The following is a 23,610-nucleotide window of genomic DNA, read 5'->3' as shown; positions in this document are numbered from 1 at the left end:
ACAGCCGCGAAGGAGCCCCATGACCGAGTCGACCGCGACCACATTCACCGACGCACACGCCGCCTGGCACGCCGAAGTCGAGCGCGCCCGCACCGCACCGTTCGGGCCGCTCAGCGCCACCGCAATGCACTGGCTGACCAGTGATCCGTCCCGGCTTCCGGATCTGCCGGGCGTCTGGAGCGCTGCACCCTCTGGGCTCGTGACCGTTGAGCTCGCCGAAAGTGATGGAGTGACCCGCGACGGGGCGCCCGCGTTCGGGCGGGTCGAGATCGGGCCGCTGACCGGGCTGCAGGGTGACGCGCTCAGCTGGGGCGACGTGCAGATCGAGATCGCCGCCCGCAGCGGCAACATCATTGTGCGCCCGCGCGATCCGGCGGCGGCTGCCCGTGCCGAATACGCAGGCACCGGCACTTTTCCGGCGAACGAGAGCTGGGTGGTGACCGCGCGGTTCGTGCCGAAGCCGCGCGATGGCGTCGAGGTCGCCAGCGCGGCTGGCGCAGATCGTACGCAGCACTATGATTCTGCGGGCGTCGCCGAATTCGAGATCGGGGGCGAGCCGGTCGCACTCACGCTCTTCGGATCGGCCGCTGGCGGAGATCTGCGCGCGATCTTCGCCGATGCGTCGGGCGCTGACCTTACGTTTCCGGCCGCCCGCTTCGTGAGCGTGCAGCCCGTCAACGACACCACCGTGCGCATCGACTTCAATCGTGCGTCGAACCCGCCGTGTGCGTACTCAGAGAGCGCGACCTGCCCGTTCCCGCCGCCCGAAAACCGACTCCAGGTACGCATAGAAGCGGGCGAACTGCGCCCAAACCTAAACCTGCAGACCCCCTAACCCCGCCCCCCCCCTACCCCCCTACCCCCGGAGCCCCCGTCGAGAGCACTCATATGGTCGTTTTGGGCGGCGTATTCGACCATTTGCGTACGTTCGGCGGCGGCGGATCGGGGGGGTAGGGGTAGGGGTGGAGGTAGGGGGAGGGGGGAGTTAGGCGGCGGGTCTGTTGGCGAGCTTGGGGTCGGCCCGGGTGGCGGCGTTCGTGAGTTCGGCGGCCTCCACGAGGATTGCTCGGGCGACGCGGTCGTGGATGCGGAACGGGAGCGAGTCGAGCCCCGGTCGCGTGAACGCTCCCCCGGTCGGACCCGCCACAAACGGGCCCATTGCGAACTGCCGCGCCTCGCCCGGCACGCGGCCATTGAGAGCCGCCTCAATCTGACCGGTCGTCAACGCGCCGGAGTTAAGAGCGCCGGAGCCATAGACGCCGGCCTCATCGACAACGCTGAGCTCCGCGATGCGCCCCGTGTCGACCAGCTGGCGCAGCAGGGGGTTGTCACTGCGCGATGCCCGCGCCTCTGGCAACCACGCATCGATGAGCGTGCGCGCGGTCACACTCGCGCGAGCGGTGACACTCGTGCGCGCGATAACGGGAGCCGGCGGCGCACCATCGCCAACACCAGCACGATCGCCAACACCGACCACCACCGCGCTGCCCGACGCAGTGAAGACGCCGCCCCGTTCATCGGCCTCGAGCTGCACGTCGCCGCCGAGAAACCGCACGACACCGGCGTCTGCAAGCGCGATGAGTTCTTCGAGGCGGTGCCCGGGCGGGCCACTCGCCAGATAGCTGAAGTAGGTGTGCCAGCGACGAGGTAGCAACTGAGTGCGGCTGCGAGCGTTCCAGCGCTGCGGTGGCACTTCCGCGAGTGACAAATAACTGAACAGTCCCGCCATAAACAGTGCCTGTGTGGCACTGTGGCGCTGACTCGTGCGGTGACGCAGATCCGTCGCGATGTGATCGACCACGCGGCGATGCACGGCATCACCGGGCTCCTGACCCGCCGCGGCCCCAGCACCAACTGCGGCACCAGCACCAAACCCAGCCCCAGCCCCAGCCCCACTATCCCCAGGCAAGAACGCGAGCGGCCGGTCGAAGGCTTCCAGGTCGAAGCGGTCGTCGGGGTCGGGAACGTGTGCGGCAATGAGCGCGGCGAGCTCCCCCGACGCGTAGCCGCGCTCGCGCGCGAGCACCCTCCGCAATTGCGGCGCGAACGCGGTCCAGTCCCCCACGACACGGTCAGGGTGGGCCGTAAACAGCTCCCGGGCGAACGCGGTCACCAGCTCATTTGCGATGAGCGGCCACGCGTCCCGCTCGAAGTCGAGCGCATCATCGTGTGCGGCGACCGAGGCGTGAAACTCCGCGCCGAGATACTCAAGCGACACCGGGTCGCCGGCCACACGGCTCGTGATCTTTGACCGGTAGGGCACCCCGCGACGCGAACCGAGGTGCAGCGTCGGTTCGTTGCCACTCGGCTCGTAGTGCAGCGTGCCGTCGGCGCGCGTTTTGAACGTGCCGCCTCGACCCTCGGTGAGCATCACGGTCAGATCGATGGCAGCGAGCCCCATGCCGCGAACGATCACGTCGGCACCCGGCGCGATGTGGGAGAGGTCCAGGTCTGCAGTGAACGCCGGCGCCACGTAAGCGAGGTCGTGGCGCGCGGCGAAGTCGGCGAGCCGCACCGAGTCATCGGAGTGCTCCGTGCCATTGTGGCCGAGCGCGTACACGACGATGTCGGCATCGAGTGAAGCCCCCGACGCGAGCCGCACAGTCTGGCCTGGGCGGTCGCCCGCCGCGCGATCCTCGACCGCGGTCGCGAAGTCCTGATGCCACTCGACCGTGAGGCCCGCGGCCGCCCGCCGCAGGGTCTCGTCGAAGGCCCAGCCGAGGTAGGCGTTGTTCAGTCGCCGCGTCGGGAAGTCACGGTCGCCGATGCTCGCGATCTCGCGCGTGATGCTGTCGTCGGCCCACGCGGGCAGCGCGATGTCGCCCGCGCGCACGGCCCGCACCCACTCGGCGAGCGACGGGCCGGGCGCGATCGGGCCGTCGACGGTGCACGAGGCGTCAGTGAAGAACGCTACGTCTTCGAGCATCGAATTCAGTTTCAGCAGCGGCGACTGCTCGCGCCGCCAGATGCGCCCGCCACCCGGGTGATGCGGGTCGACGAGGTGCACGTCGATGCGCAGCTCGGGGCTGTCGCGCGAGTGGCTCGCGACGAAGCGCTCCAGCAGCATGACGGCGCCCGGGCCGGCGCCAATGCAGACAATGGTGACCGGCCGATTCACTGTGTTCGCACTGCTCACGGTTTTGGCAGTCCCGGCGGATTGATGAGGGACTCGGGGATCGCCTCTTCCTCTTGACCCCATCGCGCGAGCACCTCGTCGTACTGCCCGTTCTTGATCAGCGAGGCAAACACGAGTTGCACCGGCTCTGCGAGCCCGCTGCCCTTCGCGGTCACGGCGCCGATCTGACCGTCGACGGGATAGGCACTATTGAACTTGCCCACGATGCGCGTCTCTCCGAGCGTCTGCTCACGGAATGCGGCCACCGAATACGGTTCGATGCTCGCGTCGGCACGCCCCGATGTCAGCGCAAGGCTCGCGGCGGCCATGTCGTCGAAGTACACGGGCTCCCCCGGATCGATACCGGCGCCCTCGTTCTGATCGAACCAGTCGAGCAGGTACCGCTCCTGGTTGGTGCCGCTCCCGACGATCACCTTGAGACCGGACACGTCGGCGGGCTCGTCAATTGCCGTGACGTCTGAACCGTCGGCCACGGTGAAGGCCATCACGGCGTCGCGATAGGTCGCGAAGTCGAAGAGTTCCTTGCGTTCCTCCGTGACACCGATATTGGTGAGGGCGAGGTCGTACTTTCCGGATTCGACGCCCAGCGGCCAGTCCGCCCACGCCACATTTTCAGGGCTGTATTCGAGCCCGAGGCCGTCGGCGAGCAAAGAGGCGAAGTCGGGATCGCTGCCGAGCAGCGTCTTCGCGTCGTCCTCCGCCAGGAACGCGGTCGGCGGTGCACCCGCGCCGTTGATTGCGACGGTGAGCTTGCCCGGTTGCACCGGCGTGAAGCCGCTCGCCTTCAGCGCTGCGACGGCCTCGGGAACGGCGTCGATGCTGGGACGCGCGTCAACGTTCGCGGTGGTGAGGTCGAACGGCGTTTCGGTTGCCGCGGCACCGCCCGAGGCGCCGCCGCCGCCTGAGCCCTGAGCTTCGTCGTCGGTCACCACGGCCGAGCAGGCCGTGAGCGCGAGCGCGGCAGTGGCAGTAGCAGTGACGAACAGTCCGACCATCGTCGCGAGACGAGGTACGGATCGTGTGGTTCGGGCGTGCATGAGGTCCTCCAGTGGGGCGGGGCGTGTCGTGTCGGGCGGGGCGGGCGCGAGGCGCGGGACCGCAGATCGTGGATCGTGCGGCGGCCGGAGTGGCCGCCGCACACCGGTGTCTTACGGGCGCGGCAATCCCGGCGGGTTGACGAGTGACTCGGTGACCGCTTCGTCTTCAAGATTCCAGCGGGCGAGGGTCTTCTCGTAGGTGCCGTCCTCGATGATCGAGTTGAGCACGATTTGCACGGGGTCGATCAAACCGTTGTCTTTCGCCGTGGTGACGCCGATCTGGGCGTTTTCGGGGTAGCCGCCGTTCAGCGTGCCGACGATCTTCGATTCGCCGCTCACCGCGGCAACGTACGACGCGGTCGGGTTGGGGCCGAACACGGCGTCGACGCGACCCGAGACGAGCGCGAGCTGACCCGCCGCCGAATCGTCGTAGTAGACGGGCTCCCCGGGCTCAAGCCCGTTCTTCTCGTTCTCGGCGAACCAGTCGAGCAAAATCTTCTCCTGGTTCGTCCCGCTACCGACGACGACCTTCAAGCCGGCAACATCTTTTGCCTCGCTGATCTTGTCGATGTCGCTATCCGCGGCAACCGAGAATGCGAGCACGTCGTTGCGATGCGTCGCGAAGTCAAAGATGTCTTTGCGCTCCTCGGTGACGGTTACGTTCGAGACCACGGCGTCGTATTTGCCGGATTCGACGCCCAGCGGCCAATCGGCCCAGGCCACGTTCTCGGGTGCGAAGTCGAGCCCGAGCCCGTCTGCGACGAGGTTCGCAATGTCGGGCTCGATGCCGAGAAGTGTCTTGTTGTCGTCTTCGGCGAGGAAGCCGAGCGGCGCCTCGTAGGCGCTCACCGCGACCGTGAGCTTGCCGTCTTGAATCGGATCGAAACCGCTCTTCTTGAGCGCTTCAACGGCCTCGGGCACGGGTTCGATGTGGAGACGATCGTCGGCGTTCGCGCTCGTCAGGTCGAACGGCGATTCACCGCCGGCCGACTCGCTGCCGGTCTCGGCGTTGGCCTGATCCTCGTCGGAAACGACCGCGCTGCAGGCGGTCAGGCCGGCGAGGGCAAAGGCGGTGAGAGTGACGAGGGCGGTGCCGGCGCGGAGCCGGGGGGAGAGCGTGGGCATGCGTGATGTCCTTCGGATCGTGGTGCGGAAATGAGGGGAGTGCGGGGCGTGCGGGATTGCGGGGGTAATTCGGGTACGTGGAGCTTTGGTTCGTTAGATCACCCAGTCGAGGAATTCTTGGGTGCGGGCCTGTTCTGGCGCGCGCAGCACCTGCTCTGGCGGGCCAGACTCAACCACGCGACCAGCGTCGAGAAACACGACGTGATCGGAGACCTCGGCCGCGAAGCCGATCTCGTGCGTGACGATGATCAGGGTCGTGCCGCCGTGAGCGAGGTCGCGGATGACGCGCAGCACCTCGCCGACGAGCTCGGGGTCGAGCGCGCTCGTCGGCTCATCGAACAGCAGCACGTCGGGCTCCAGCGCCAGAGCGCGGGCAATGGCGACGCGTTGCTGTTGCCCGCCCGAGAGCTGCCGCGGGTAGTGGTCTGCGCGGTCGGCGAGGCCGACCCGCTCAAGCAGCGCACGCGCCTGCGCCACAGCATCGGCTCGCTTCGCGCGTTTCAGTCCGATCGGCGCCTCAATAATGTTCTCGAGGGCGGTCAGGTGCGGAAACAGATTGAAATTCTGAAACACCATTCCGACGCGAGTGCGGCGCTGCAGCACGTGCTTCTCGGGGAGCTCGTGCAGCCGCTCACCGCGCCGCTCGTACCCGATGTAGTCGCCGTCGATCGTGATCGAGCCGCCATCGATGGTTTCGAGGTGGTTGATGGCGCGCAGTAGCGTCGATTTGCCTGACCCCGACGGGCCGAGCAGGGTCACCACCTGACCAGGATCGACGCGCAGCGTGATGTCGTGCAGCACTTCATTCGCCCCGTACGACTTGTGCACGCCCTCGATCTCGACGAGTCCGCTGGGGGGAGCCGCTGTACTGGTGGTCATGTCAGCTTCCTTACTGGGTGTGCGCGGTGATCGCCGCGACGGAATGTGTGGATACGGGGCCGGTCGTTGCGATAGGCCGGGCTTCGGCCGACGCGCGACGGGTGCGGCCGGTAAGTGCGCTGACCCTGCGACGCAGTCGCTGAATGGGCGTCGGCGGCAGCTCGCGAGCCGTGCCGCGCGAGAACCGCCGCTCGATGTAGTACTGCGCGACACTCAGCACGGTCGTGAAGATCGTGTACCAGACGGCCGCCACGAGCAGCAGCGGAACCACCTGCTGGTTGCGGTTGTAGATCACCTGCACCGTGTAGAAGAGCTCGGGCAGCGCGACAATGAAGACGACCGACGTGCCCTTTAGCAGGCCGATGACCTCGTTGAACGCGTTCGGCAGGATCGCCCGCGCCGCCTGCGGCAGCACGATCCTGAAGAACCTGCGACTGCGGGGAATGCCGAGCGCGCGGGCTGCTTCGAGTTGGCCTTGATCGACGGAGAGCAGACCGCCGCGAATGATCTCCGCGGAGTACGCGGCCTGGTGCAGTGACAAACCGAGAATCGCAGCGACCGACGACGACAGCAGCCGCACCGTATCGAACTCGACGACAAAGAAGTCGTAGGTGAAGGGCCAGCCGATGCCGAGAGTCGGAAACAGATACCCGAGGTTGTACCAAATGACGAGCTGCACAACGAGCGGCACGGAGCGGAAGAACCAAATGAACCCCCACGCGAACGAGTTCAGCAGCCCCGAACCCGAGAGCCTGGCGAGCGCGAGCACGCCGCCGAGCGCGAAGCCGATGACCGCCGAGATCGCGGTGAGCCAGAGCGTGAGCCACAAGCCCCGCAGCACGGCCGCGTTAAAGAAGTACTCGGCGAAGATGGGCCAGCGCCACTGCGGGTTCGAGAAGAACGTCCAGATCAGCTGTGCGAGCAGGAACACAGCAACAACGCTGAAACCCCACCGCCACCAGTGGCGCAGCGGCACAACGTCGAGGGCCTTCGGCTGCACGCGGTTCACCACCTCGAGCTGAGGGGCGTCAAGAGTTGCGGTCATGAGCGAGTGTCCTTTGCGGGATCGGATTCGGAGTCGAGGGCCGGGGTGGTAGCGGCGGGCGGCAGGGCCTTTTCGAACGGGTGCACGCCCACCTCCTCAGCGGTCAGCGCGCCGTCGAAGAGCGGCGTGTACCCCGCGCGCAAGTAGAGCGCGACCGCCTCGGGCTGGCGCGGGCCGGTCGTCAGATAGACGCGGTCGTAGCCGAGCTGCGCCGCGCGCTGCTCGAGCGCAGTGAGTACGCGCTTCGCGAGGCCGCGGCCGCGCAGATCGGCGCGCGTCCAGATCCGCTTGAACTCTGCGGTGTGCTCGTCGTACCGCATGAAGGCTCCGCCCGACACGACTTCGCCGCCCTGCAGCAGCAGGATGAACGATCCGGTCGGAGCGGTGAACGCCGCCACGGGGTAGCGGTTCAGCTCGACCGCGGCCGTTTCGCCGAACACCTCTATGCCGTAGCGGGCGTCGTACTCGCGCTCGAGATCTGCAAGCAGCGGCTGGGCCAGGTCATCTTGCGGATGCACGATGCGCACTTCGAACAATTCGGGATCCGGAACCACCCGCTGCTCCGCCTCTGCCGCGCCCGTCTGCGCCGTCACGGTCACGCTGCTGCCTCCGTAGGCTCGGCGCCCGCGTCGATGGACGCTGGGGCGGGCGGCTGCGGCAGCCCGAGCGTGCGTCGCAGGGTGACGGGCTCGCCGGTCTGCTCATCGACCTCGTACCGCTCCCGGAAAACGCCGCGCTCCTGCAGTAGCGGCACGACACGATCGACGAAGGTGTCGAGCCCGCCCGGAGTGAGGTGCGGCACGAGCACGAAACCGTCTGACGCCCGACCCTGCACGTAGCGATCAATCTCGGCCGCGATTGTTTCTGGCGAGCCGACAAAGGTGTGAGATGCGGTCTCTGCGGCGACGAGCTGCCGCAGAGTGAGCCCCTCGGAGTCGGCCCGCGCGCGCAGTTCGGCGGCGCGCGCGACGCGATCCTGCACCTTCGTGGAGACCTGCCCGAGGCGCTGGTCGCCCTCGCCGGGCTCGACCGAGGGAAGCGGACCGTCGGGGTCGAGACCCGGCAGTTCGCGGCCCCAGATGGCCTCGATCCAGGCGACGGCGGTCTGCGGCGTCGTCTGCGCGAAGCCGATCTCGCGGGAGGCCTCGCGGGCCTCGGCGTCGGTGTCGCCGATCGCGAAGGTCGCGCCGGGCAGGATCAGCAGGGAGTCTTCCGTGCGACCCGCCGCGGGCAGGCGGCCCTTCACGTCTCGATAGAAGGCCTGCCCCTCGGCGAACGACGTGTGGCGGGAGAAGATGATCTCAGCGTTGGCCGCCGCGAAATCGCGACCAGCCGGTGAATCGCCCGCCTGCACGATCACTGGGTAGCCCTGCGGACTGCGGGGCACGGTGCTCGTCGCCGAAACGGTGAACTGCGGGCCGCTGTGGGTGACCCGGTGCACGAGGTCGGGGTCCGCGAACACGCCGGCGGCCTGATCCGCCCGCACCGCACCGGTTTCCCACGAATCCCAGAGCCGCTTCGCGAGCGCGACGAACTCCTCGGCGCGCGTGTAGCGCTGCTCGTAGGGCAAGTAGCCGCCGCGGCGGAAGTTGCCACCGTGAAACGCATCGGGTGAGGTGACGACGTTCCAACCGACGCGGCCGCCCGAGAGGTGATCGATCGTGGCGAGCTGGCGGGCGAGTTCGTACGGTTCGTTGAACGTGCTCGACAGCGTACCGACAACGCCGATGTTGCGGGTGACCGATGCCATCGCCGCGAGAATGGCGAGGGTCGCTGGCCGCCCAGCGACATCGAGATCGTGGATCTGGCCGCCGTGCTCGCGCAGGCGCAGCCCCTCGGCGAGGAAGACGTAGTCGAACAGCCCCCGCTCGGCGGTTTGCGCGAAGTGCGAGAACGAGGCGAAGTCGATCTGGCTGCCCGAGTCGGGAGCGCTCCACACCGTCGTGCTGTTCACGCCCGGGAAGTGGGCGACGAGTCGTGCCTGGCGCTTACTCATGCTGCGTCCTCCTGCGGTGCGCGCTCTGCGCGGTATCGGTTGTCGGCCGGGGCGAGGCCGAAGCGCTCGCGGAGTGTGACCCGGTGTTCGGGGGCCGTCGGCGCGGTTGTCGCGAGTTCGGTTGCAGCGGGTTCGGTTGTCGCGAGTTCAGGGGCCGCGAGACCCCGTTCGCGGAGTATCGGCAGCAGGTCGCGCGCGATCAGCTCGAGATCGGTGGGGAGCACCGCGGGGCGCAGCCGCACCCCGTCGATTCCTGCCGCGTGCCACGCTGCAATGAGGTCGGCAATCTCGGTGGCTGACCCCGCCGCGATTCGTGCGTCACTGGCGAAGGACGTGGCGGTCGCGGCGTCGAGCGCGGTGTCTAGCGCGACGACGAGGTCGGCCACGATGCGCAACGGCTGCAATCCGAGCGCCGCGCGGTCTTCGGCGGCCTCGGCCGCGCGCACCTCGGCGATGATCGCGGCGACGCTCTTCCCCCGCGAGGCGCCCGCCTGCAGCGCATCGTTTTCGGGGGTGATGAACACCACGTCGGCCGCGCGAGCCGCGAGTGCGTAGATCGGCGCGGCGTGCGCCAGCAGGGTGACGACGATCTGACCCTGCGGCGAGCGTGGCACGATCGACGGGCCGACGACCGAGAAGTTGTCGCCCGTGAAGTTGATGTGGTGCACGCGATCGCGGTCGAGGAAGCGGCCGGTTGCAACATCGCGAATGATCGCGTCGTCTTCCCAGCTGTCCCAGAGCTTCCGGGCGACCTCGGCAACGTCGCTCGCGTCGTCGATCAGCGCGTCGAGTTCGGCGTCCGGTTCTCCGGCGAGCACGCGTGCCGCGTCGATCTGCGGTGCGGGCCCGCGGCCGAACGCGTCGGCCGATGCTTGATCGGCAGAGAACCTGAGTTGCCAGCCGGCGCGCCCGTTCGAGACGTGGTCGAGTGTCTGCAGCGCCGTCGCGACGTGGAAGGGTTCGGTGTGCGTGGTCGTCACGGTCGGGATGAGGCCGATGGTGCGCGTGCGCGGCGCGATCCAGCTCGCGGTGAGGAGCGCGTCGAGGCGACCCTCGACGATTGCGGGGTTGATATCTGAGTCGCGGCGCTCGCCGGAGTTATCGTGGTCGTCGTGGTTATCGTCGCGGCCGAGCGCCGGCGCGCTCTGCAGGCGCAGCGCGTCCTCGATCGTGACGTAGTCGACACCCGCCGCTTCGGCGATGTCTACGAGTCGCTGCCAGTACCCGGCCGAGAACAGATCGCCCGGTCGCGCCGTAGTTTCACGCCACGCGGCGGGGTGCCAGCCCGCGCCGTCGAGCGCGACGCCCACTGAGAAGTGGGGCCCGTTCGGTTTCGGTGTAGTTATGGAAGACATGCCTTGAGCTTATGGGGGGAATTCTGGAATTCGAAAGAAAGATGACGAACCATGACCGTTACGCTCTGTTGCAATCGGCTCGCGACCCCGCAAAACCTCGACCTACACTGAATGGCAGTTCCGAGGGATAAGATCCCGCGGCGACTCCGCGACATCACACCGTGGATCACGACCCACCACCTACACAGGGAGCGTCATGTCCACCATTTCCGTTATCGTTGGCAACCCCAAACCGCAGTCACGCACGCGGCAGATCGCCGAGGAGCTCGCGCAACGCGTCGCCGCCATCACCGGCGCGACCGTGCTGTCAACCGTTGACCTCATCGACCACGGCGCCGACCTCTTCGCCTGGCCGGCACCCGGCATCGACCCACTCAACGAGCAGTTGCGCGACTCCGACTACGCGATCATCGCGACGCCCACGTACAAGGCGAGTTACACCGGGCTGCTTAAGGCCTTCCTTGACCGCTATCCGGCGCGGGCCCTGCGCGGGGTGACCGCGATCCCGATCTTTACGACGGCCTCAGATGAGCACGCTCTCGCCGTCGAATTCACGCTGCGCCCGCTGCTCGTCGAGTTGGGGGCGAGCGTGCCGACCCGCGGACTCGCGTTTCCCACGCCCCGCTTCGATCGCCGCGATGAGGTACTCGACGAGTGGATCGCGAGCGAGGGTCACCTGTTGCGAGCGGGTAATGGGTCTGGGGCTGGAGCTGGGGCTGCTGGGCAAGCTCAGCAGCGAGCGGAGGTGCGCTCGTGAGCGCGATTTCTTCGACGCTGCAGGTGTTCGACCAGCGCGAGTACCGCGATGCAATGGGCGGTTTCGCGTCGGGCATCACGATCATCACGACGCACGGCGCCGAGGGGCCGGTCGGGTTTACCTGCCAGTCGTTTTACAGCGTCTCGGTTGATCCGCCGCTCATCTCGTTTTCGGTCGCGCGCACGTCGCGGAGTCTCGCGTCACTCCGTGAGCACGGCAAGGTCGTCGTGAACTTTTTGAGTTCCGAGCAGCAGCACCTGAGCGGGCAGTTTGCACGGTCGGGCACCGACAAGTGGGCTGGCGTCGAGTGGTATCCGTCCGAGAGCAACGGCGCACCCACGCTTGATGGCGGCACCGGCTGGGTCGCAGGCGAGATCGAGCGCGAGATTGAGGCGGGCGACCACCTCATTTTCCTCGTCGCGGTGTCCGGGATCTCGACAGACCCCGAGCGCACGCCGCTGCTCTTCTACCGCGGCAAGTACCACGAGCTCGAGTACCAGATCTGAGGTCGCGGCGGGCGTGGGCGCCCGCGTTCGGGCGCCCGGGTCCGGGTTCGGGCGCCCGGGTCCGGGCGCCCGCGTTCCGCAAGTGATCTGCGTTCGGCAAGCCCATTTGCCGTCCGCGCGACTTGCAGAACGCGGATCACTTGCCGAACGCCCGCCACGACAACCGGCCCTACAACTGGCCTACTCCCAGCGCCCGGCAGCGAGCGCCCGTTTCACCAGATTGAGCGCCGCCCTCGGGTCCACAAGCACGTGCCGGTGCTCGGGGTGCTGCCGGAAGAACTCGATTATGTACTGGACGCTGTAGGGGTCGGAGGCGATGCCGGGCGCGGTGACCGCAAAACGGTCCCACTCCGTAGTGATGAGCACACGCGCGAAGCCAGGAGGGTGCCGCTTGGGCTCTATGTACTCAGCCACGACCGGATCGAGCTCCTTCCAGGGCGTCATCGGCAGCCTCCGCCCTTCCGCTTCGGCGCTCACGTGCGTCGGCGTGAGCGTGATGCCTGACGACCCTCGTACGGTTCTCACAACGATGCCGACCATTCCGATGCCAAAGAGCAAAAGAAGACTTGTCACGGCCATGACGAGCCACCCAGACGGCCCTATTTTCGCACCCGACGAAATGGCCCAGCAGAACGCAATCGTTGACGACGTCCCGACGCCTACGAGTCCAATGGCCAAGAACACTCCGATTGCAACTCTCAGAATACGCGGTGTCCGAATCACCAGGCCGCCGGGCTGCCGAACGAAGCTCACGACCCCGCGCTCGTACCGCGCTGCCCCGTGTTTCGTCACCGACATGATCATGCCCGGAATACCGAAGTAGACGACCGTCCAGCACAGCCCCGCTATATAAAGCTGTCCCGGGCTCAGCGCCCGTCCCACGCTGCCAATGGCAATGACGAGCGCGATCGCAACCCCGGCACCCCCCACTAAAGTGAGGAGTAGTGGTTGACGAACACTAGCCTCCTGAGCACGAGGTGGCCGTGTCACCGGCAGGTGAAACCGCTCGATCTTCACGCTGCTCCTGTGTTTTCGCTCTGGGCGCCGTGGCGTCATCGTCGCGCGTCGGGAGGTCACGTCTCGGCCAGCATCGATTGCTTTACGAGGTCAAGGGCCGCCCTCGGGTCCGCAAGCACGTGCCGATGCTCGGGGTGTTGCCGATAGAACTCGATCACCCGCTGCACAGCATGTGGGTCCGAACCGATACTCATTGAGCTCACTAAAACGCCACCGTTTTCGGTGGTGATTGCGAGGCTTCTGAACGAGGGGGCGCGTTTTTCTAGTTCAGATTGCGTCACCGCGACAGAGCGCAGTAGTTCCCAGCTCACTGCCCCCAATCGATTCTGATCGGCTTCCGCACGAATATGACCGGGGGCGAGTGTGACGCCCCGCGTCGTGCGAACATACAAGATCGCCCAGACTGCCAAGCCAATCCCGAAGGGCAGGAACATGCTGGTCGCCGCCATCCCGATCCACCTGGTGAAGCCTGGTTCGATGCCGAACGAAAACGTCCAGTAGAAGGCGATCGCCGAGCATGCACCTAGGCCTATAAAGGCCACCGCCCAATACGCGATTGCGAGCACCTTCAATACGAGAGGCGGACGAATCGTCAGCTCTGATCGCTCTCGCACGTAGCTCACCGACCCCGTCACGTAGGACGTCGGCTTCGGCCTCCACAGGACTATAAGAAGTAAGGGCGCGGCGAAGACAGGTACCGCAGCAAACGTCGCGCGCCGCCACAATCGTGTCGGCGTGAGCGGCTCCCCGGCCATGACCATGCTCGCGATCAGCCCGAAGATAATGAGCGCGACCGAGACAAGCGCATGGATCGCCGGAAAGCGAATGTAAATCTTGCCGCGCGGGGCACGAATGGTGGTGGGCAGCACGAATTTTGCGACGGTCATTTTGCAGACGCCCACTTCTCGTGTTCGATCTGGTGGGTGAGCCGGTACTCGCCTTCGATTCGATAACGCAGACCCTCTTCAATCGCATCTCGCACTTTGAGTGGAGCCGCTGTTTCCCAGGTGGCTTCTGCCGCACCGCTACCAATGAGACCACCCAGAGCGCCCCCCGCGGCGGCGCCGATCGCACTCCCGATTACAAGCCCAAGAGGCCCTTCAGCCGCTCCAACTTGTGCGCCGATCGAAGCACCAGCTTTCGCACCAACCACACCCCCGGCAACCCCACCCGCGAACCCCACTGCGACAGTCGTCAGGGGCTCCCCCTCCGACAGTTTCACCCCGGCTTCTACGAGGTCCGTGACTGTCCCCGCACCCTGCAGCACCTTCGTCGTCGGGTCGAGCCAACTCACGTGCCGGGATGCGCGCTCAAGTGCCGTCCGTTTCTCGTGCTTCGATTCCCGGTACTCCTGACCGAGTTCTTTTCGCGCGGGGTGCCCGGAGCGCGTGTTCTTTTGCCCCGTCTCGATCTCCTCTTGCAGTCGCGCCTGCTCGCTTCGAAAATTGCCGAGGCGACGCGACGCGAGTGTTTCACCGAGTGAGAGCCCGGCGCTCACGAATGCGAAGCCGTTCACCTCGAAGTAGTCAAGCAGGCCGCGCAGGCGGTCGAACTCGCCGATCTGTTCGATGAGCGGGTCGAAGTTCGTTTCGATCCAATCGAGTGTGTCGAGGTTCCACTCCTCGACGAGCGATCGGATTTCCTCGAAGAGCAGCGCCGCGTTCTCGTAGGCGCGCTTCGCGCTCGCCGCGTCGCGCTCTGCCGCAGGGGTGAGCGAACCCATCGTTGCAGCGTCGAGCGGCTTGACGGGCGGCGAAATGTACCGCCCATCGGTCACGGTCATGCCCGCGGCAGCGGCCTCGTCCGCGTACCCAGCGAAGTGCTCCTTGCCTCTCGTGAGCCGGTCGGCATACGCCTCGAGCGTCTCTTGCACCTTCTGCAGGTACTCGGCCAGCTTCTTCAGCTCGGTCGCGTGCACAGACGATGCCGTGTGAAACGCCTGCACCGACTCACCCTCCCAGGAGTACTGCACGTCGCTCTGCGTGCGCCTGAGCTGCTCGACCATGAACTCAATTGATGTACCCACCCGGGTGCCGTGCCACGCTCCCAGCGCATAGATCGCCGAACTATCGCCCGGAATGTGCAGATCGATCTGTGCGCTCATAGCGCTCCGTACCCGTCGAGTCCGGCGAACACGTCAGCCGCATCTTCATCGTCGCTCAGCAGCGCCGCAACCACCTCAGTCGTCACGTCGCACAACGCGTGTTCGACGACGGTGGCGAGGGTGCCCACCTGCATCGCGTTCTCGGCGATGACGCCAATCTTCGCTGACGCCGCACCCCCGTCGGTCACACCCGGAAAGCTAGCCAGTTCGCCGTCAACGTCGTCAACGACTGACGAGTACTTGTTCAGGATCGACGCGATGACCTCTTGATCCACTGAGATCCGAGTCATGACAGGCGCCCGTTCTCGCTCATCCCCGGGGGAATGTTCGCGTCAAACGCGATGAGATCGAACGGTTGCTCCGCCATGAGCTCTTCCAGGTCAGCGATCTGCACGAGCACCCAGGGCTGATCGTCACCGCACTGCGCCAGGAGTCGATCGAGCGCGCTGTATGCCAGCAGCGCTCGGCGCCCCTCCCGCGTCGGTCGAACCTCAGCAATGTTGCCGCTCGGGCCCGCGGTGACGGGAAGATACAGCACTGGCGGAACCTGATAACGCGACGGAGCTGGGCGGCCCCGTTCCAACTCCAGCTCCCGCTCCAGCGCCCGCTCTTCGGCACGTTGCAGGCTCGCAAGCAGCCCCGGCGGCTTCCGGGCCGAACCCTTCATGACTCGTCCGCCGAGCCGCGCCCCCGGGCCATCCAAGCTCCACCAATGATCGCCGCTGCAATCACGCCACTGCCGGCCAGCACCGACCCGAAGATGCTGCGGCCGAGCCGGGCGGGCTCGCAGAGGTCGGTCGACACCACGTCGCCAGAGCAGACCTGGGCGACGCGGGGCAGATCCACGAAAAACAGCGCGACGCACACCACCAGGGCGACCGCGGCGAGCGCGAGCGCAGCGCCGACAATCACCCCGGTGGGTTTCCGGTTAGGAGCAGACATACTTCCCATTCGGTTTGTACGCGGTGAGGGTGTGACTGGTACGAACGTCGCGCTTCAGCCACGGCGGCACTCCGTAGGTGCGCACGGAGCGAATCTTGTATGTCTTCTTCGTTGCGCTGGCGTGCAGGGTGACCTTCTTGGGGCCCTTCACCGAGCAGCTCACGTTCACTGAGCGTGACGCCCCGGCCGTCACCCCGATCGACGCACCGACGAACTTAAATGAGGCGTTCAACGCGGTCTGAACGCTCGCCGACACGGTGTAGGTGCGCCCGATGCTGCACGAGAGGCCCTTCTTCGCCGTGCACTGGTTCAGGTACCGCCACTTTGCGACGTTGCCGTGGTTTCGGACGTCGACCACGTACTTCTTCGTGAAGTTCACGTATGCCGCCGGATCTGCGACAACCGGGAAGTCGTCGGCGCCGAGACTCGACACATCAACCACCTGCCGCACTGTTTGCCCGTCAATCAGGTACTGCGTTGGCACTGGGCGATCGCGTGCGTCTTTCGCCCAGGGCGCGGCGAACCCGCCGATCTCTTCTCCGGTGGCGTCAGTGAAAATGATGCCGCCGGTTTCGTCTGGTGAGAGGCTGAGCGCGTCGTCACTGCTCAGACTCATCGAGAACTCGTTGGGCGCTTCGGAGCTTTCCAGTACGAAGATGCCGCGAAAATACGTGTCGATGATCTGCGGAACAATCACCGCATCTTCGCCCGCCTCGTAGGCCAGCGGCCCGCCGTCGGAATCGTTCACGAGCCCGCTCGATGCGTCGTCGAAGGTAACCGCGAATCCGGCGTTGCCCTCAGCCGAGAACGAGACCATTCCTGAGTCGTCGACCGTGATCGTCCTCCCCGACTCGTCGTCGTCGGCGGCAAACGACGTGTCCGCCAGCGATTCAAGTGCGCCATCGTAGGCCGAGGCGCCGAATCCGTCGCTTACGGCACCCAGAATCTCGCGCAGGTCATCGTCTTCGCTGGGCGCCGGATCGCCACCGTTCTCCTCTGCTGACGTTTCAGCTGGTTCGACGCCGGGCTCCGCAGGCACCGCAGGCTCTGCGGGCGCTGCAGGCTCGGCGGGCGCTGCAGGCTCGGCGACCAGATCAGTGGCCAGCTCGGTAGCCGGATCAGCGGCCGGATCAAGCACTTCCGCGTGAGCCGCGGTGCCGCCGAGACAGATTGCGACGGCGGCGACACCGCCAATGAACGACATCGCTCGAGTGCGTTGCAGGTCGAAAATCATCAATTGTTCCTTTAACTTTGGCTCCCGACCCCAGTTATTTCATCGTACATAATGTGACTCATGAGTACCACTATCAATTACAGAAAACTTCGGATTTGGTCGGCGGCTACCCGCGGTGCTCAGTCGACCGGCGCTACGAGGCGGTGTAGTTCCGCCACAAAGTGGTCAATCGTCTGCTGCGCATCTGCACCCGCCTGCGCCGACTCATCCGGCCGGTTGAGGTAGCCGTGCACGGTGCCCGGCTGCAGCGACAGCGTGACGGGCACCCCGGCCGCACGCAGCTGCTCGGCGAACTGCTCACCCGAGGCGCGCAGATCATCAGCATCGGCGTTCACCATCACGGTCGGCGGCAGCTGCGACAGCCGCGAGCCATCGAGTTCACCGGCCACGATGGCGCCAAAAGCAGACGCTGCATCGCCACGCGACACGCGGGCCGACGCCAACGTCTCCCCGAGATAGAAGTCGTACATCCCAGAAACACGCTCGGCATCAAATCGATACTGCTCCGGTAGCGCCTTCGTGGCCGCAGCTACAGCGCTGTCGGGCCGTTGCACACGATGCAGCGTCGGATACTCGAGCAACAACGCCTCGGCCGGGCGAACGCTCGCATCGCCGGACGCGGCCGCGCGATCCGCCTGCTGCAGAGCAGCCTCCACCGCGAGATGCCCGCCAGCACTCGCACCGCCGACGGCAATGGGGCCCGCGTGCTGAGTCTCGACCCGCGCGAGTACCGCGGCCACATCATTTGCCGGCGCCGGCGCCTTGACGGTTTCGGAGGCGAGTGCGTAGTCGACCGAATACACTCTCACGCCGGCCTCGGCGAACCGCCGCGCCGCCCAGTCGGCCTCCGGCATGTCTGGGTGGCCATGAATGAATGAACCGCCGTGCGCCCAGACGAGGGTCGCCCAGGCTTCACTGTCAGGTTCGTACACGCGCACGGGAATCTCAGTCGAACCCACGCGATTGGGTGACCGCGGATCAGCCGCGCCCACCCCTCCCTCGATCGCTGCCGCCGGTCCCGTCACGGTGATATCTGAGATCTGCATGTCAGTGACTCCCTGTTTCTCGGTGAGGAATTCCGCGCCCGCCGCGAGCTCGCCTGATGCGCCAAGGGCAGCAGAGTCCGCAGTGCTCACTGCCCACACGACGGCGGGAATCGCGACGAAGATCACTGCGCCGAGCGCGAGCAGCGTGAACCCTGACCGCCACGGTCTTGGCTGCCGTGGCGCGCGTCCGCTGCGCGACGACTGCCGAGCGAGCGAGCGCGTTGGTGAGCGGTTCACTCCGCCAGTGTATGCGCGACGCGCGCGCTGATTCCGGCGAGCAACAGATCGAGACCGCGGTCAAACAGCCGGCGATTGCGCGCTGCGCCGGACGGGTGATCCGCCAGCAGCCCGCTGAGTATCTCGCCAGCGCTCGCCGGGTCGAGGATTGTGTCGGGCGAGAGGGTATCGAGCGCCGCACCAAATGTGAACGCATCGATCACCTCGATTGTGGTGAGCAGCTCCGCCGCCGGCAGCCCCGCTTCAGCGAGCGCCTCGGCAAGCGCGTTATAGAACCGCATCACATCGGGCTCGTCGATCACCGCGGTCATCATGTACTGCAGCACGCGCGGGTGGTCGGCGTACATACGCCAGGTGCGTTCGACCTCGAGGCGGATGCGCTGCTCCCAGCCCGCGTCCTCGGGAACATCGGCGAGATAGCGCGGCACGAGCACCTCGCGCATCGCGCGAATCACGCCCTCTCGCCCGTTGACGTGGTGATAGAGCGACGAGACGCTGACGCCGAGCTTCTTGGCGAGGGGCACGAGTTGCAGCTCGCGACCCGACTCGGCGAGTTCGATCGCCGCGCGCCCGATGATCTCCCGGCTGAGCCGTGCGGTCTTCGGTCGCGCCACGTTTCCCCTGCTTTCCACCCTCGTTTGCGAGCCTGTCTTGACAGATCCTCCCACACGGGGAGAACATAGTGGCGGGTAAACCGAAACCATTTCGGTTTACGAGCACCCGGCGCTGCCGCCGGAGAAACGAGTTCCCGTGTCACGCACGCAGATCGACGCCGATCCGAGACTGCCGCTCACGCTGCGCAACGGCAGCGCGACCTTCCTCATTGCCCTGGCCAGCCTCATGATGGCGAATCTCGCACCGTTCATCATTACGGCGCTCGGAGCACTCGGCTTCGATCCGGTCGCGTCCGGCAACATCCTCACCTGGGCGCTGCTCGCCTCCGCCGTCGTCGGCCTCGGCACCGGCCGCGTCGCGTCCGGGCACCTCCGCCGCCCGCTCGCCATGGTCGGTTTGGGGATCGCGGTGATTGCGTTCGGCGCCGCCGCGGTGGTCCCCGCTCCGGCAATCGTCATCACCGGGCTCATCGTTGGTGGGGCGGGCGTCGGCGCCGCGATCTCGACCTCGGGCGCTGCGATCGCCGCGCTGCGCAACCCCAACCGCATCTCCGCAACGAGTGGACTCGTCAACCGCGGCCTCATCACCGTGATTCTTGCCCTGATTCCGCTCATTGGCATCACCCAGGGCAGCGTGTTCGGCACTCTCGCGCTGATCTCGCTCGTCGGCCTAGCGCTCGCCGCGTGGCTACCCAACGCCCCCGAACACGCCGCACCGGTCGACGTCACTACAAGCCTGCAGATCGCAGAACCCCGCCGAATCACCCTCGCGGGCATCGCAATATTGCTGCTGTTTCCCATCTGGGGCACGAGCGAAGACGCGATCTGGACAATGGCCCCAGTGCTCGGCGGCGCACTCGGCATCAGCGAACAGTCACTCGGATTCACGCTCAGCCTCTCAGCAGCCGGCGGCATCCTCGGCATGGTGATCGCGGCAGTGATCGGCAACCGCTTCGGCCGCGCCTGGCCACTCGCGATCGCACTCGTACTCGGCGGCGTGCTCAAGGTATGGACGGGCGCCACAACCGACGCAACGACATTCGCCGCGCTCATTATCGCCGTCAGCTCGATCTACGCCTTCGCGTTCTCGCTCTTCATCGCCACCGCGGCGGGACTCGACGCGCGCGGCCGGTGGTCGGGGCCGCTGCTCGGCGCGTACCTCGTCGGTTCGAGCTTCGCGCCGTTGATCGGCGGCGTGCTGATCGAGTGGGTCGGCGTCGCAGCATTCACGCTGATCACCGGTATCGTCAGCTTCGTGGTGATTGTTCCCGTCGTGCTCGTGGCGCGCGTTTCGACCGGCGCCGAGCGCGCGCTGGCGCGAGCAGCGATGCGCGGCGCCGAGCCCGCGCGGGCCTGATCCACCACCCCGCAACAACCAGCACCGCCCCGACCACCGAAAGCGAGCCCCTCATGTCGGCCACCACCATCTACCGCAACGCCGTCGTCTTCACCGGGCCCGCCGACCGTGAACCGGTCGACAGTTTCGCCGTCGCGGGCGATCGGATCATCGCCGCCGGCTCCATCGAAGCCGTGCGTGAGGCCGCACCCGATGCCCCGGAAATCAACCTGGCGGGTGCGTTCGTGACGCCCGGCATCATCGAGGGGCACGCACACATGCTGATGCTCGGTGAGGCGCTCGGCAAGGTACAGCTGCGCGACGCCGATTCGGTTGCCGAGGTGCAGCGGCGACTCGCGGCCGCGCGTGCCGCGAACCCCGACGCCGCGATGCTCACCGGCGTGAGCTGGCGGTTCGACATCTTCGGCGAGGGCGAACGGCCGACCGCAGCCATGCTCGACGCGGTCGTCGCCGATGTGCCCGTCGTGCTCGACGCGAACGACCTTCACTCGGTGTGGGTGAATACGGCCGCGCTTGCCGCGATGGGCATCACTCGCGACACCCCCGACCCCGTCGGCGGCGAAATCGTGCGCGACGCCGATGGCAACGCAACCGGCTTTCTGCTCGAAACCGCGGCCGTCAAATACGCCTGGGGCTATCTCGAAACAATGGCGACGGACGAGGATCGCGATGGCTTTCTCGCCAATGCGTTCTCGGCCTACCTCGAAACCGGGGTGACCGGCGCAACCGAGATGTCGTTCGGGCACGCAGACCTCGCCACCTACCGCCGCGTGCTCGACCGCGACGGGCGGCTACCGTTCCCGGTCAACGCGCACTGGCTGCTCACCGCCTCGGGTGACCTCAACACCGATCTCGCCGAGATCGCAGAGGTCGCGCGCATCCGCGACGAAATTGCGGCGCAGTACGGCGACACCTGGCTGCGCATCGCGGGCGTCAAGTTCATTCTCGACGGTGTCATCGACGCATGCACCGCCGCGATGCGAGGGCCCTACGCCAACGGAGCCATGCCAGGCCCGATTTGGGAGCGCGAATTCGCGCTGCCCGTTGCGGTCGCAGCCGATGCCGCCGGGCTGCAGTTCGCCCTGCACGCGATCGGCGACGAGGCGAGCACCATCGCGCTCGACATGGTGGCCGAGGCCGAGCGAGTGAACGGGCCGCGCCCCGAGCGCCGCGCCCGCGTCGAACACCTCGAATCAGTCGCGGACGACACGATCGCGCGCATGGCCGAACTCGGCGTGACCGCGTCGATGCAGCCCGTGCACTGCGACCCCGCCGTGCTCGACAACTGGCAGGCCGTGCTCGGCGACGAGCGTGCACTGACCGGATTCCCGTGGCACAAGTTCCGCGAGGCCGGCGTGCGACTCGCGCTCGGCACCGACGCGCCGACCGCCCCGCACGAAGCGGCCGACAACCTCTTCATTGCGCTGACAGCCCAGTCCGTGCTTGAGCGCGACCGCGCGCCGTACCAGCCGCAGCGTGTGTTCACACCGCCGCAGGCGCTCGAGGCGTTCACCGTCGGCACGGCGTACGCGACCGGCCGCGACCACGAGCTGGGCCGGATCGCCGCGGGCTACCGGGCGAACTTCGTTGTGTGGGCGGCGAACCCGCTCGTCGAGGCACCCGAACTGCTGCTCGGCGCGTCGGCGGTGCTCACCGTGGTCGATGGACAGGTGGCGCCAACGGGCGCATAAGTGCGCGCTTAGGTAAGATCGGGGTGCCCGACCCCCGAGGAGGTCCCATGTCGGATCGCGAACAGCCCGCAGCACACCTCGATCTCGATGATCTGGATCGCAAACTCATCGCCGCACTGCAGATCGACGGCAGAACGCCGTTCAGCACGCTGGCAACAGACCTCGGCGTCTCAGCTTCATCGGTGCGCTACCGCGTGCAGCGGCTGCAAGACAGCGGCCTGTTTCAGATTGTCGGCATTGCCAACCCGCTGAATATCGGCTTCGACCGGCTCGCCCTGATCGGCATCCGGTGTGAACCCGGCACGGGGCCGCAGGTCTGTGAGGCCCTCGTCGAGCTCGCCGAGACGAGCTATGTCGTGCTCACGAGCGGGGGCTTCGACGTGATGGTCGAAGTCGTCTGCCGCGACATCGATCACTACACGGATCTCATGTTCAACACGCTGCAGCGCGTGCCCGGCGTGGTGTCGACCGAATCGTTCTTCGTGTTGCAGGCGCACAAGCTTGCATACGGGTGGGGGGTCGGCAACATCGCATGATCCCGCGCCGCGATTATCGCGTTCAGGGGCTTCCCTGGCGTCCGCGCGCAGCAGCCACCAGAATGGGCAGATGAGCAACACGGGGGATCGCGTCGAGTTCGACTACGTCGACGCACACGGGGTCGAGATTCACTGCTACGAGTGGCGCGCCGACGACGCCGTCGGCGTCGTGCAGATTGCGCACGGCATCGGGGAGCACGCGCTGCGGTACGAGGCGTTCGCGCGCTATCTCTGCGGGATCGGCTTTACCGTGGTCGCCGACGACCACCGCGGCCACGGCGAGACCGGGCGACGCCAGCACGAGGGTGACCTCTCTCGGCTCGGCAAGCTCGGCCCCGGCGGCCTGCTCGCGGCAGAGGCCGCGCTGCGCCAGCTTGCCGACATTGCGCGCGAGCGGCACCCCGGGCTTCCGCTCGTGATCTTCGCGCACTCGTGGGGGTCACTGATGACGCAGCGCATCTTGAATGAGCACCCCCGCACCTGGGACGCGGTCGTGCTCTCGGGTTCGGCGTTCCGCACCTTCCGGCACATGGAAAGCGGCAACTTGAACGCGAAGTGGGAGGCCCCGGAGGCCAACGGCTACGAGTGGCTGAGTCGCGACACCGCCGTCTCGGAGGCGTTCGCCGCCGACCCCCTCTGCTTCGACGCCGACATTCTGAAGCTCTTCGGCGTGGCCGACGGGCTACGGCTGTTCGGCAAGCCCGCGTCTGGGCTCGCGTCAGAGGTGCCGATCTTGATCGTGTCTGGCTCCGACGATCCCCTCAGCCGCGGCGACGGCGTGCGGCTGCTCGCCGAGGCCTACCGCGCGAAGGGCGTACGCGACGTCACGGTGAAGGTCTACCCCGATTCTCGGCACGAGATCTTGAACGAGACGAACCGCGACGAGGTGTTCGCCGACGTGGCGACTTGGATTCAGGAGCGCGTCGCGAGCGATTGAGGGTCGGCGGGGCCGCGCGCGGGCTAGGCGCGGGCGGGTGCGCGGGCGTACCCTGAAGC

24 protein-coding genes are annotated in these 23,610 nt (G+C 66.8%); 7 read left to right on the top strand and 17 right to left on the bottom strand.

Going from position 1 to position 23,610, the window contains the following annotated elements; translation table 11 throughout:
- The first annotated feature begins 19 nt into the window (after window positions 1-19).
- A complete protein-coding gene (locus ACFWHR_RS01935) occupies window positions 20-835 on the top strand; it encodes a DUF1684 domain-containing protein (RefSeq protein ID WP_382446580.1) in 816 nt (271 codons plus the stop codon).
- A 150-nt stretch (window positions 836-985) separates the two neighbouring features.
- Here the strand turns inward: ACFWHR_RS01935 and ACFWHR_RS01930 are convergent, their stop codons facing one another.
- The 8 genes from ACFWHR_RS01930 to ACFWHR_RS01895 form a co-directional block, all read right to left on the bottom strand.
- On the bottom strand, window positions 986-3,136 hold the full coding sequence (locus ACFWHR_RS01930; protein WP_382446579.1) for an FAD/NAD(P)-binding protein: 2,151 nt from the start codon (window positions 3,134-3,136) through the stop codon (window positions 986-988).
- On the bottom strand, window positions 3,133-4,173 hold the full coding sequence (locus tag ACFWHR_RS01925) for an ABC transporter substrate-binding protein (protein ID WP_382446578.1): 1,041 nt from the start codon (window positions 4,171-4,173) through the stop codon (window positions 3,133-3,135). Before ACFWHR_RS01925 ends, ACFWHR_RS01930 begins: the two co-directional genes overlap by 4 nt.
- Window positions 4,174-4,284: 111 nt before the next feature.
- The gene (locus ACFWHR_RS01920; protein ID WP_382446577.1) at window positions 4,285-5,298 is read right to left on the bottom strand and encodes an ABC transporter substrate-binding protein; all 1,014 of its coding nucleotides are present in this window, start codon (window positions 5,296-5,298) and stop codon (window positions 4,285-4,287) included.
- Between the two features lie 93 nt (window positions 5,299-5,391).
- Complete coding sequence (locus tag ACFWHR_RS01915) at window positions 5,392-6,177, bottom strand: amino acid ABC transporter ATP-binding protein (protein WP_382446576.1); 786 nt, start codon at window positions 6,175-6,177, stop codon at window positions 5,392-5,394.
- A 10-nt stretch (window positions 6,178-6,187) separates the two neighbouring features.
- On the bottom strand, window positions 6,188-7,222 hold the full coding sequence (locus ACFWHR_RS01910; protein ID WP_382446575.1) for an amino acid ABC transporter permease: 1,035 nt from the start codon (window positions 7,220-7,222) through the stop codon (window positions 6,188-6,190).
- Window positions 7,219-7,821: a GNAT family N-acetyltransferase gene (locus tag ACFWHR_RS01905; protein ID WP_382446574.1), complete on the bottom strand. Its 603-nt coding sequence runs from the start codon at window positions 7,819-7,821 to the stop codon at window positions 7,219-7,221. The genes ACFWHR_RS01910 and ACFWHR_RS01905 overlap by 4 nt, the downstream gene beginning before the upstream one ends.
- Window positions 7,818-9,218, bottom strand: coding sequence for an NtaA/DmoA family FMN-dependent monooxygenase (locus tag ACFWHR_RS01900; RefSeq protein WP_382446573.1), 1,401 nt, complete (start codon window positions 9,216-9,218; stop codon window positions 7,818-7,820). Before ACFWHR_RS01900 ends, ACFWHR_RS01905 begins: the two co-directional genes overlap by 4 nt.
- The gene (locus ACFWHR_RS01895) at window positions 9,215-10,573 is read right to left on the bottom strand and encodes an LLM class flavin-dependent oxidoreductase (RefSeq protein WP_382446572.1); all 1,359 of its coding nucleotides are present in this window, start codon (window positions 10,571-10,573) and stop codon (window positions 9,215-9,217) included. The genes ACFWHR_RS01900 and ACFWHR_RS01895 overlap by 4 nt, the downstream gene beginning before the upstream one ends.
- A 196-nt stretch (window positions 10,574-10,769) precedes the next feature.
- On the opposite strand from ACFWHR_RS01895, the gene ACFWHR_RS01890 reads away from it, so the two are divergent.
- Both ACFWHR_RS01890 and ACFWHR_RS01885 read left to right on the top strand, forming a co-directional pair.
- Window positions 10,770-11,330 carry an NADPH-dependent FMN reductase gene (locus ACFWHR_RS01890; RefSeq protein WP_382446571.1) on the top strand — a complete coding sequence of 187 codons (561 nt, stop codon included), beginning with the start codon at window positions 10,770-10,772 and terminating at the stop codon, window positions 11,328-11,330.
- Window positions 11,327-11,836, top strand: coding sequence for a flavin reductase family protein (locus tag ACFWHR_RS01885; RefSeq protein ID WP_382446570.1), 510 nt, complete (start codon window positions 11,327-11,329; stop codon window positions 11,834-11,836). The genes ACFWHR_RS01890 and ACFWHR_RS01885 overlap by 4 nt, the downstream gene beginning before the upstream one ends.
- Before the next feature lie 180 nt (window positions 11,837-12,016).
- Here the strand turns inward: ACFWHR_RS01885 and ACFWHR_RS01880 are convergent, their stop codons facing one another.
- The 9 genes from ACFWHR_RS01880 to ACFWHR_RS01840 all read right to left on the bottom strand — a co-directional run bounded on the left by ACFWHR_RS01880 (window position 12,017) and on the right by ACFWHR_RS01840 (window position 19,030).
- Window positions 12,017-12,853, bottom strand: coding sequence for a hypothetical protein (locus ACFWHR_RS01880; RefSeq protein WP_382446569.1), 837 nt, complete (start codon window positions 12,851-12,853; stop codon window positions 12,017-12,019).
- Between the two features lie 56 nt (window positions 12,854-12,909).
- Window positions 12,910-13,740: a hypothetical protein gene (locus tag ACFWHR_RS01875; protein WP_382446568.1), complete on the bottom strand. Its 831-nt coding sequence runs from the start codon at window positions 13,738-13,740 to the stop codon at window positions 12,910-12,912.
- A complete protein-coding gene (locus ACFWHR_RS01870) occupies window positions 13,737-14,957 on the bottom strand; it encodes a WXG100 family type VII secretion target (RefSeq protein WP_382446567.1) in 1,221 nt (406 codons plus the stop codon). Before ACFWHR_RS01870 ends, ACFWHR_RS01875 begins: the two co-directional genes overlap by 4 nt.
- Window positions 14,954-15,247: a hypothetical protein gene (locus tag ACFWHR_RS01865; protein WP_382446566.1), complete on the bottom strand. Its 294-nt coding sequence runs from the start codon at window positions 15,245-15,247 to the stop codon at window positions 14,954-14,956. The genes ACFWHR_RS01870 and ACFWHR_RS01865 overlap by 4 nt, the downstream gene beginning before the upstream one ends.
- The gene (locus tag ACFWHR_RS01860) at window positions 15,244-15,624 is read right to left on the bottom strand and encodes an SAV_915 family protein (protein ID WP_382446565.1); all 381 of its coding nucleotides are present in this window, start codon (window positions 15,622-15,624) and stop codon (window positions 15,244-15,246) included. Before ACFWHR_RS01860 ends, ACFWHR_RS01865 begins: the two co-directional genes overlap by 4 nt.
- Complete coding sequence (locus ACFWHR_RS01855; RefSeq protein ID WP_382446564.1) at window positions 15,621-15,899, bottom strand: hypothetical protein; 279 nt, start codon at window positions 15,897-15,899, stop codon at window positions 15,621-15,623. The genes ACFWHR_RS01860 and ACFWHR_RS01855 overlap by 4 nt, the downstream gene beginning before the upstream one ends.
- The gene (locus ACFWHR_RS01850) at window positions 15,886-17,133 is read right to left on the bottom strand and encodes a hypothetical protein (RefSeq protein WP_382446563.1); all 1,248 of its coding nucleotides are present in this window, start codon (window positions 17,131-17,133) and stop codon (window positions 15,886-15,888) included. The genes ACFWHR_RS01855 and ACFWHR_RS01850 overlap by 14 nt, the downstream gene beginning before the upstream one ends.
- Window positions 17,134-17,252: 119 nt before the next feature.
- Complete coding sequence (locus ACFWHR_RS01845; RefSeq protein ID WP_382446562.1) at window positions 17,253-18,416, bottom strand: alpha/beta hydrolase; 1,164 nt, start codon at window positions 18,414-18,416, stop codon at window positions 17,253-17,255.
- On the bottom strand, window positions 18,413-19,030 hold the full coding sequence (locus ACFWHR_RS01840) for a TetR/AcrR family transcriptional regulator (protein WP_382446561.1): 618 nt from the start codon (window positions 19,028-19,030) through the stop codon (window positions 18,413-18,415). Before ACFWHR_RS01840 ends, ACFWHR_RS01845 begins: the two co-directional genes overlap by 4 nt.
- 136 nt (window positions 19,031-19,166) lie before the next feature.
- Between ACFWHR_RS01840 and ACFWHR_RS01835 the strand changes: the two genes are divergently transcribed.
- From ACFWHR_RS01835 to ACFWHR_RS01820, 4 genes are all read left to right on the top strand, one after another.
- Entirely contained in the window at window positions 19,167-20,387 is a 1,221-nt protein-coding gene (locus ACFWHR_RS01835; RefSeq protein WP_382446560.1) for an MFS transporter, read from the top strand.
- A 53-nt stretch (window positions 20,388-20,440) separates the two neighbouring features.
- Window positions 20,441-22,078, top strand: coding sequence for an amidohydrolase (locus tag ACFWHR_RS01830; RefSeq protein ID WP_382446559.1), 1,638 nt, complete (start codon window positions 20,441-20,443; stop codon window positions 22,076-22,078).
- A gap of 47 nt (window positions 22,079-22,125) precedes the next feature.
- Window positions 22,126-22,614: an Lrp/AsnC family transcriptional regulator gene (locus ACFWHR_RS01825; protein ID WP_382446558.1), complete on the top strand. Its 489-nt coding sequence runs from the start codon at window positions 22,126-22,128 to the stop codon at window positions 22,612-22,614.
- Between the two features lie 70 nt (window positions 22,615-22,684).
- Complete coding sequence (locus ACFWHR_RS01820) at window positions 22,685-23,551, top strand: alpha/beta fold hydrolase (RefSeq protein WP_382446557.1); 867 nt, start codon at window positions 22,685-22,687, stop codon at window positions 23,549-23,551.
- The last annotated feature ends 59 nt before the right edge of the window (window positions 23,552-23,610 follow it).

It is taken from the genome of Leucobacter sp. NPDC058333 (assembly GCF_042726155.1).
Taxonomy (GTDB): domain Bacteria; phylum Actinomycetota; class Actinomycetes; order Actinomycetales; family Microbacteriaceae; genus Leucobacter.
The sequence above is the reverse complement of the archived record's forward strand: the minus strand, read 5'-3'. Positions and strand labels throughout refer to the sequence as shown.

Excerpts from the sequence above, each read along its gene's own strand:
- ACFWHR_RS01935 (WP_382446580.1), top strand. The coding sequence starts at position 20 with ATGACCGAGTCGACCGCGACCACATTCACCGACGCACACGCCGCCTGG.
- ACFWHR_RS01925 (WP_382446578.1), bottom strand. The coding sequence starts at position 4,173 with ATGCACGCCCGAACCACACGATCCGTACCTCGTCTCGCGACGATGGTC.
- ACFWHR_RS01920 (WP_382446577.1), bottom strand. The coding sequence starts at position 5,298 with ATGCCCACGCTCTCCCCCCGGCTCCGCGCCGGCACCGCCCTCGTCACT.
- ACFWHR_RS01915 (WP_382446576.1), bottom strand. The coding sequence starts at position 6,177 with ATGACCACCAGTACAGCGGCTCCCCCCAGCGGACTCGTCGAGATCGAG.
- ACFWHR_RS01910 (WP_382446575.1), bottom strand. The coding sequence starts at position 7,222 with ATGACCGCAACTCTTGACGCCCCTCAGCTCGAGGTGGTGAACCGCGTG.
- ACFWHR_RS01900 (WP_382446573.1), bottom strand. The coding sequence starts at position 9,218 with ATGAGTAAGCGCCAGGCACGACTCGTCGCCCACTTCCCGGGCGTGAAC.
- ACFWHR_RS01895 (WP_382446572.1), bottom strand. The coding sequence starts at position 10,573 with ATGTCTTCCATAACTACACCGAAACCGAACGGGCCCCACTTCTCAGTG.
- ACFWHR_RS01890 (WP_382446571.1), top strand. The coding sequence starts at position 10,770 with ATGTCCACCATTTCCGTTATCGTTGGCAACCCCAAACCGCAGTCACGC.
- ACFWHR_RS01875 (WP_382446568.1), bottom strand. The coding sequence starts at position 13,740 with ATGACCGTCGCAAAATTCGTGCTGCCCACCACCATTCGTGCCCCGCGC.
- ACFWHR_RS01870 (WP_382446567.1), bottom strand. The coding sequence starts at position 14,957 with ATGAGCGCACAGATCGATCTGCACATTCCGGGCGATAGTTCGGCGATC.
- ACFWHR_RS01865 (WP_382446566.1), bottom strand. The coding sequence starts at position 15,247 with ATGACTCGGATCTCAGTGGATCAAGAGGTCATCGCGTCGATCCTGAAC.
- ACFWHR_RS01860 (WP_382446565.1), bottom strand. The coding sequence starts at position 15,624 with ATGAAGGGTTCGGCCCGGAAGCCGCCGGGGCTGCTTGCGAGCCTGCAA.
- ACFWHR_RS01855 (WP_382446564.1), bottom strand. The coding sequence starts at position 15,899 with ATGTCTGCTCCTAACCGGAAACCCACCGGGGTGATTGTCGGCGCTGCG.
- ACFWHR_RS01850 (WP_382446563.1), bottom strand. The coding sequence starts at position 17,133 with ATGATTTTCGACCTGCAACGCACTCGAGCGATGTCGTTCATTGGCGGT.
- ACFWHR_RS01830 (WP_382446559.1), top strand. The coding sequence starts at position 20,441 with ATGTCGGCCACCACCATCTACCGCAACGCCGTCGTCTTCACCGGGCCC.
- ACFWHR_RS01825 (WP_382446558.1), top strand. The coding sequence starts at position 22,126 with ATGTCGGATCGCGAACAGCCCGCAGCACACCTCGATCTCGATGATCTG.
- ACFWHR_RS01820 (WP_382446557.1), top strand. The coding sequence starts at position 22,685 with ATGAGCAACACGGGGGATCGCGTCGAGTTCGACTACGTCGACGCACAC.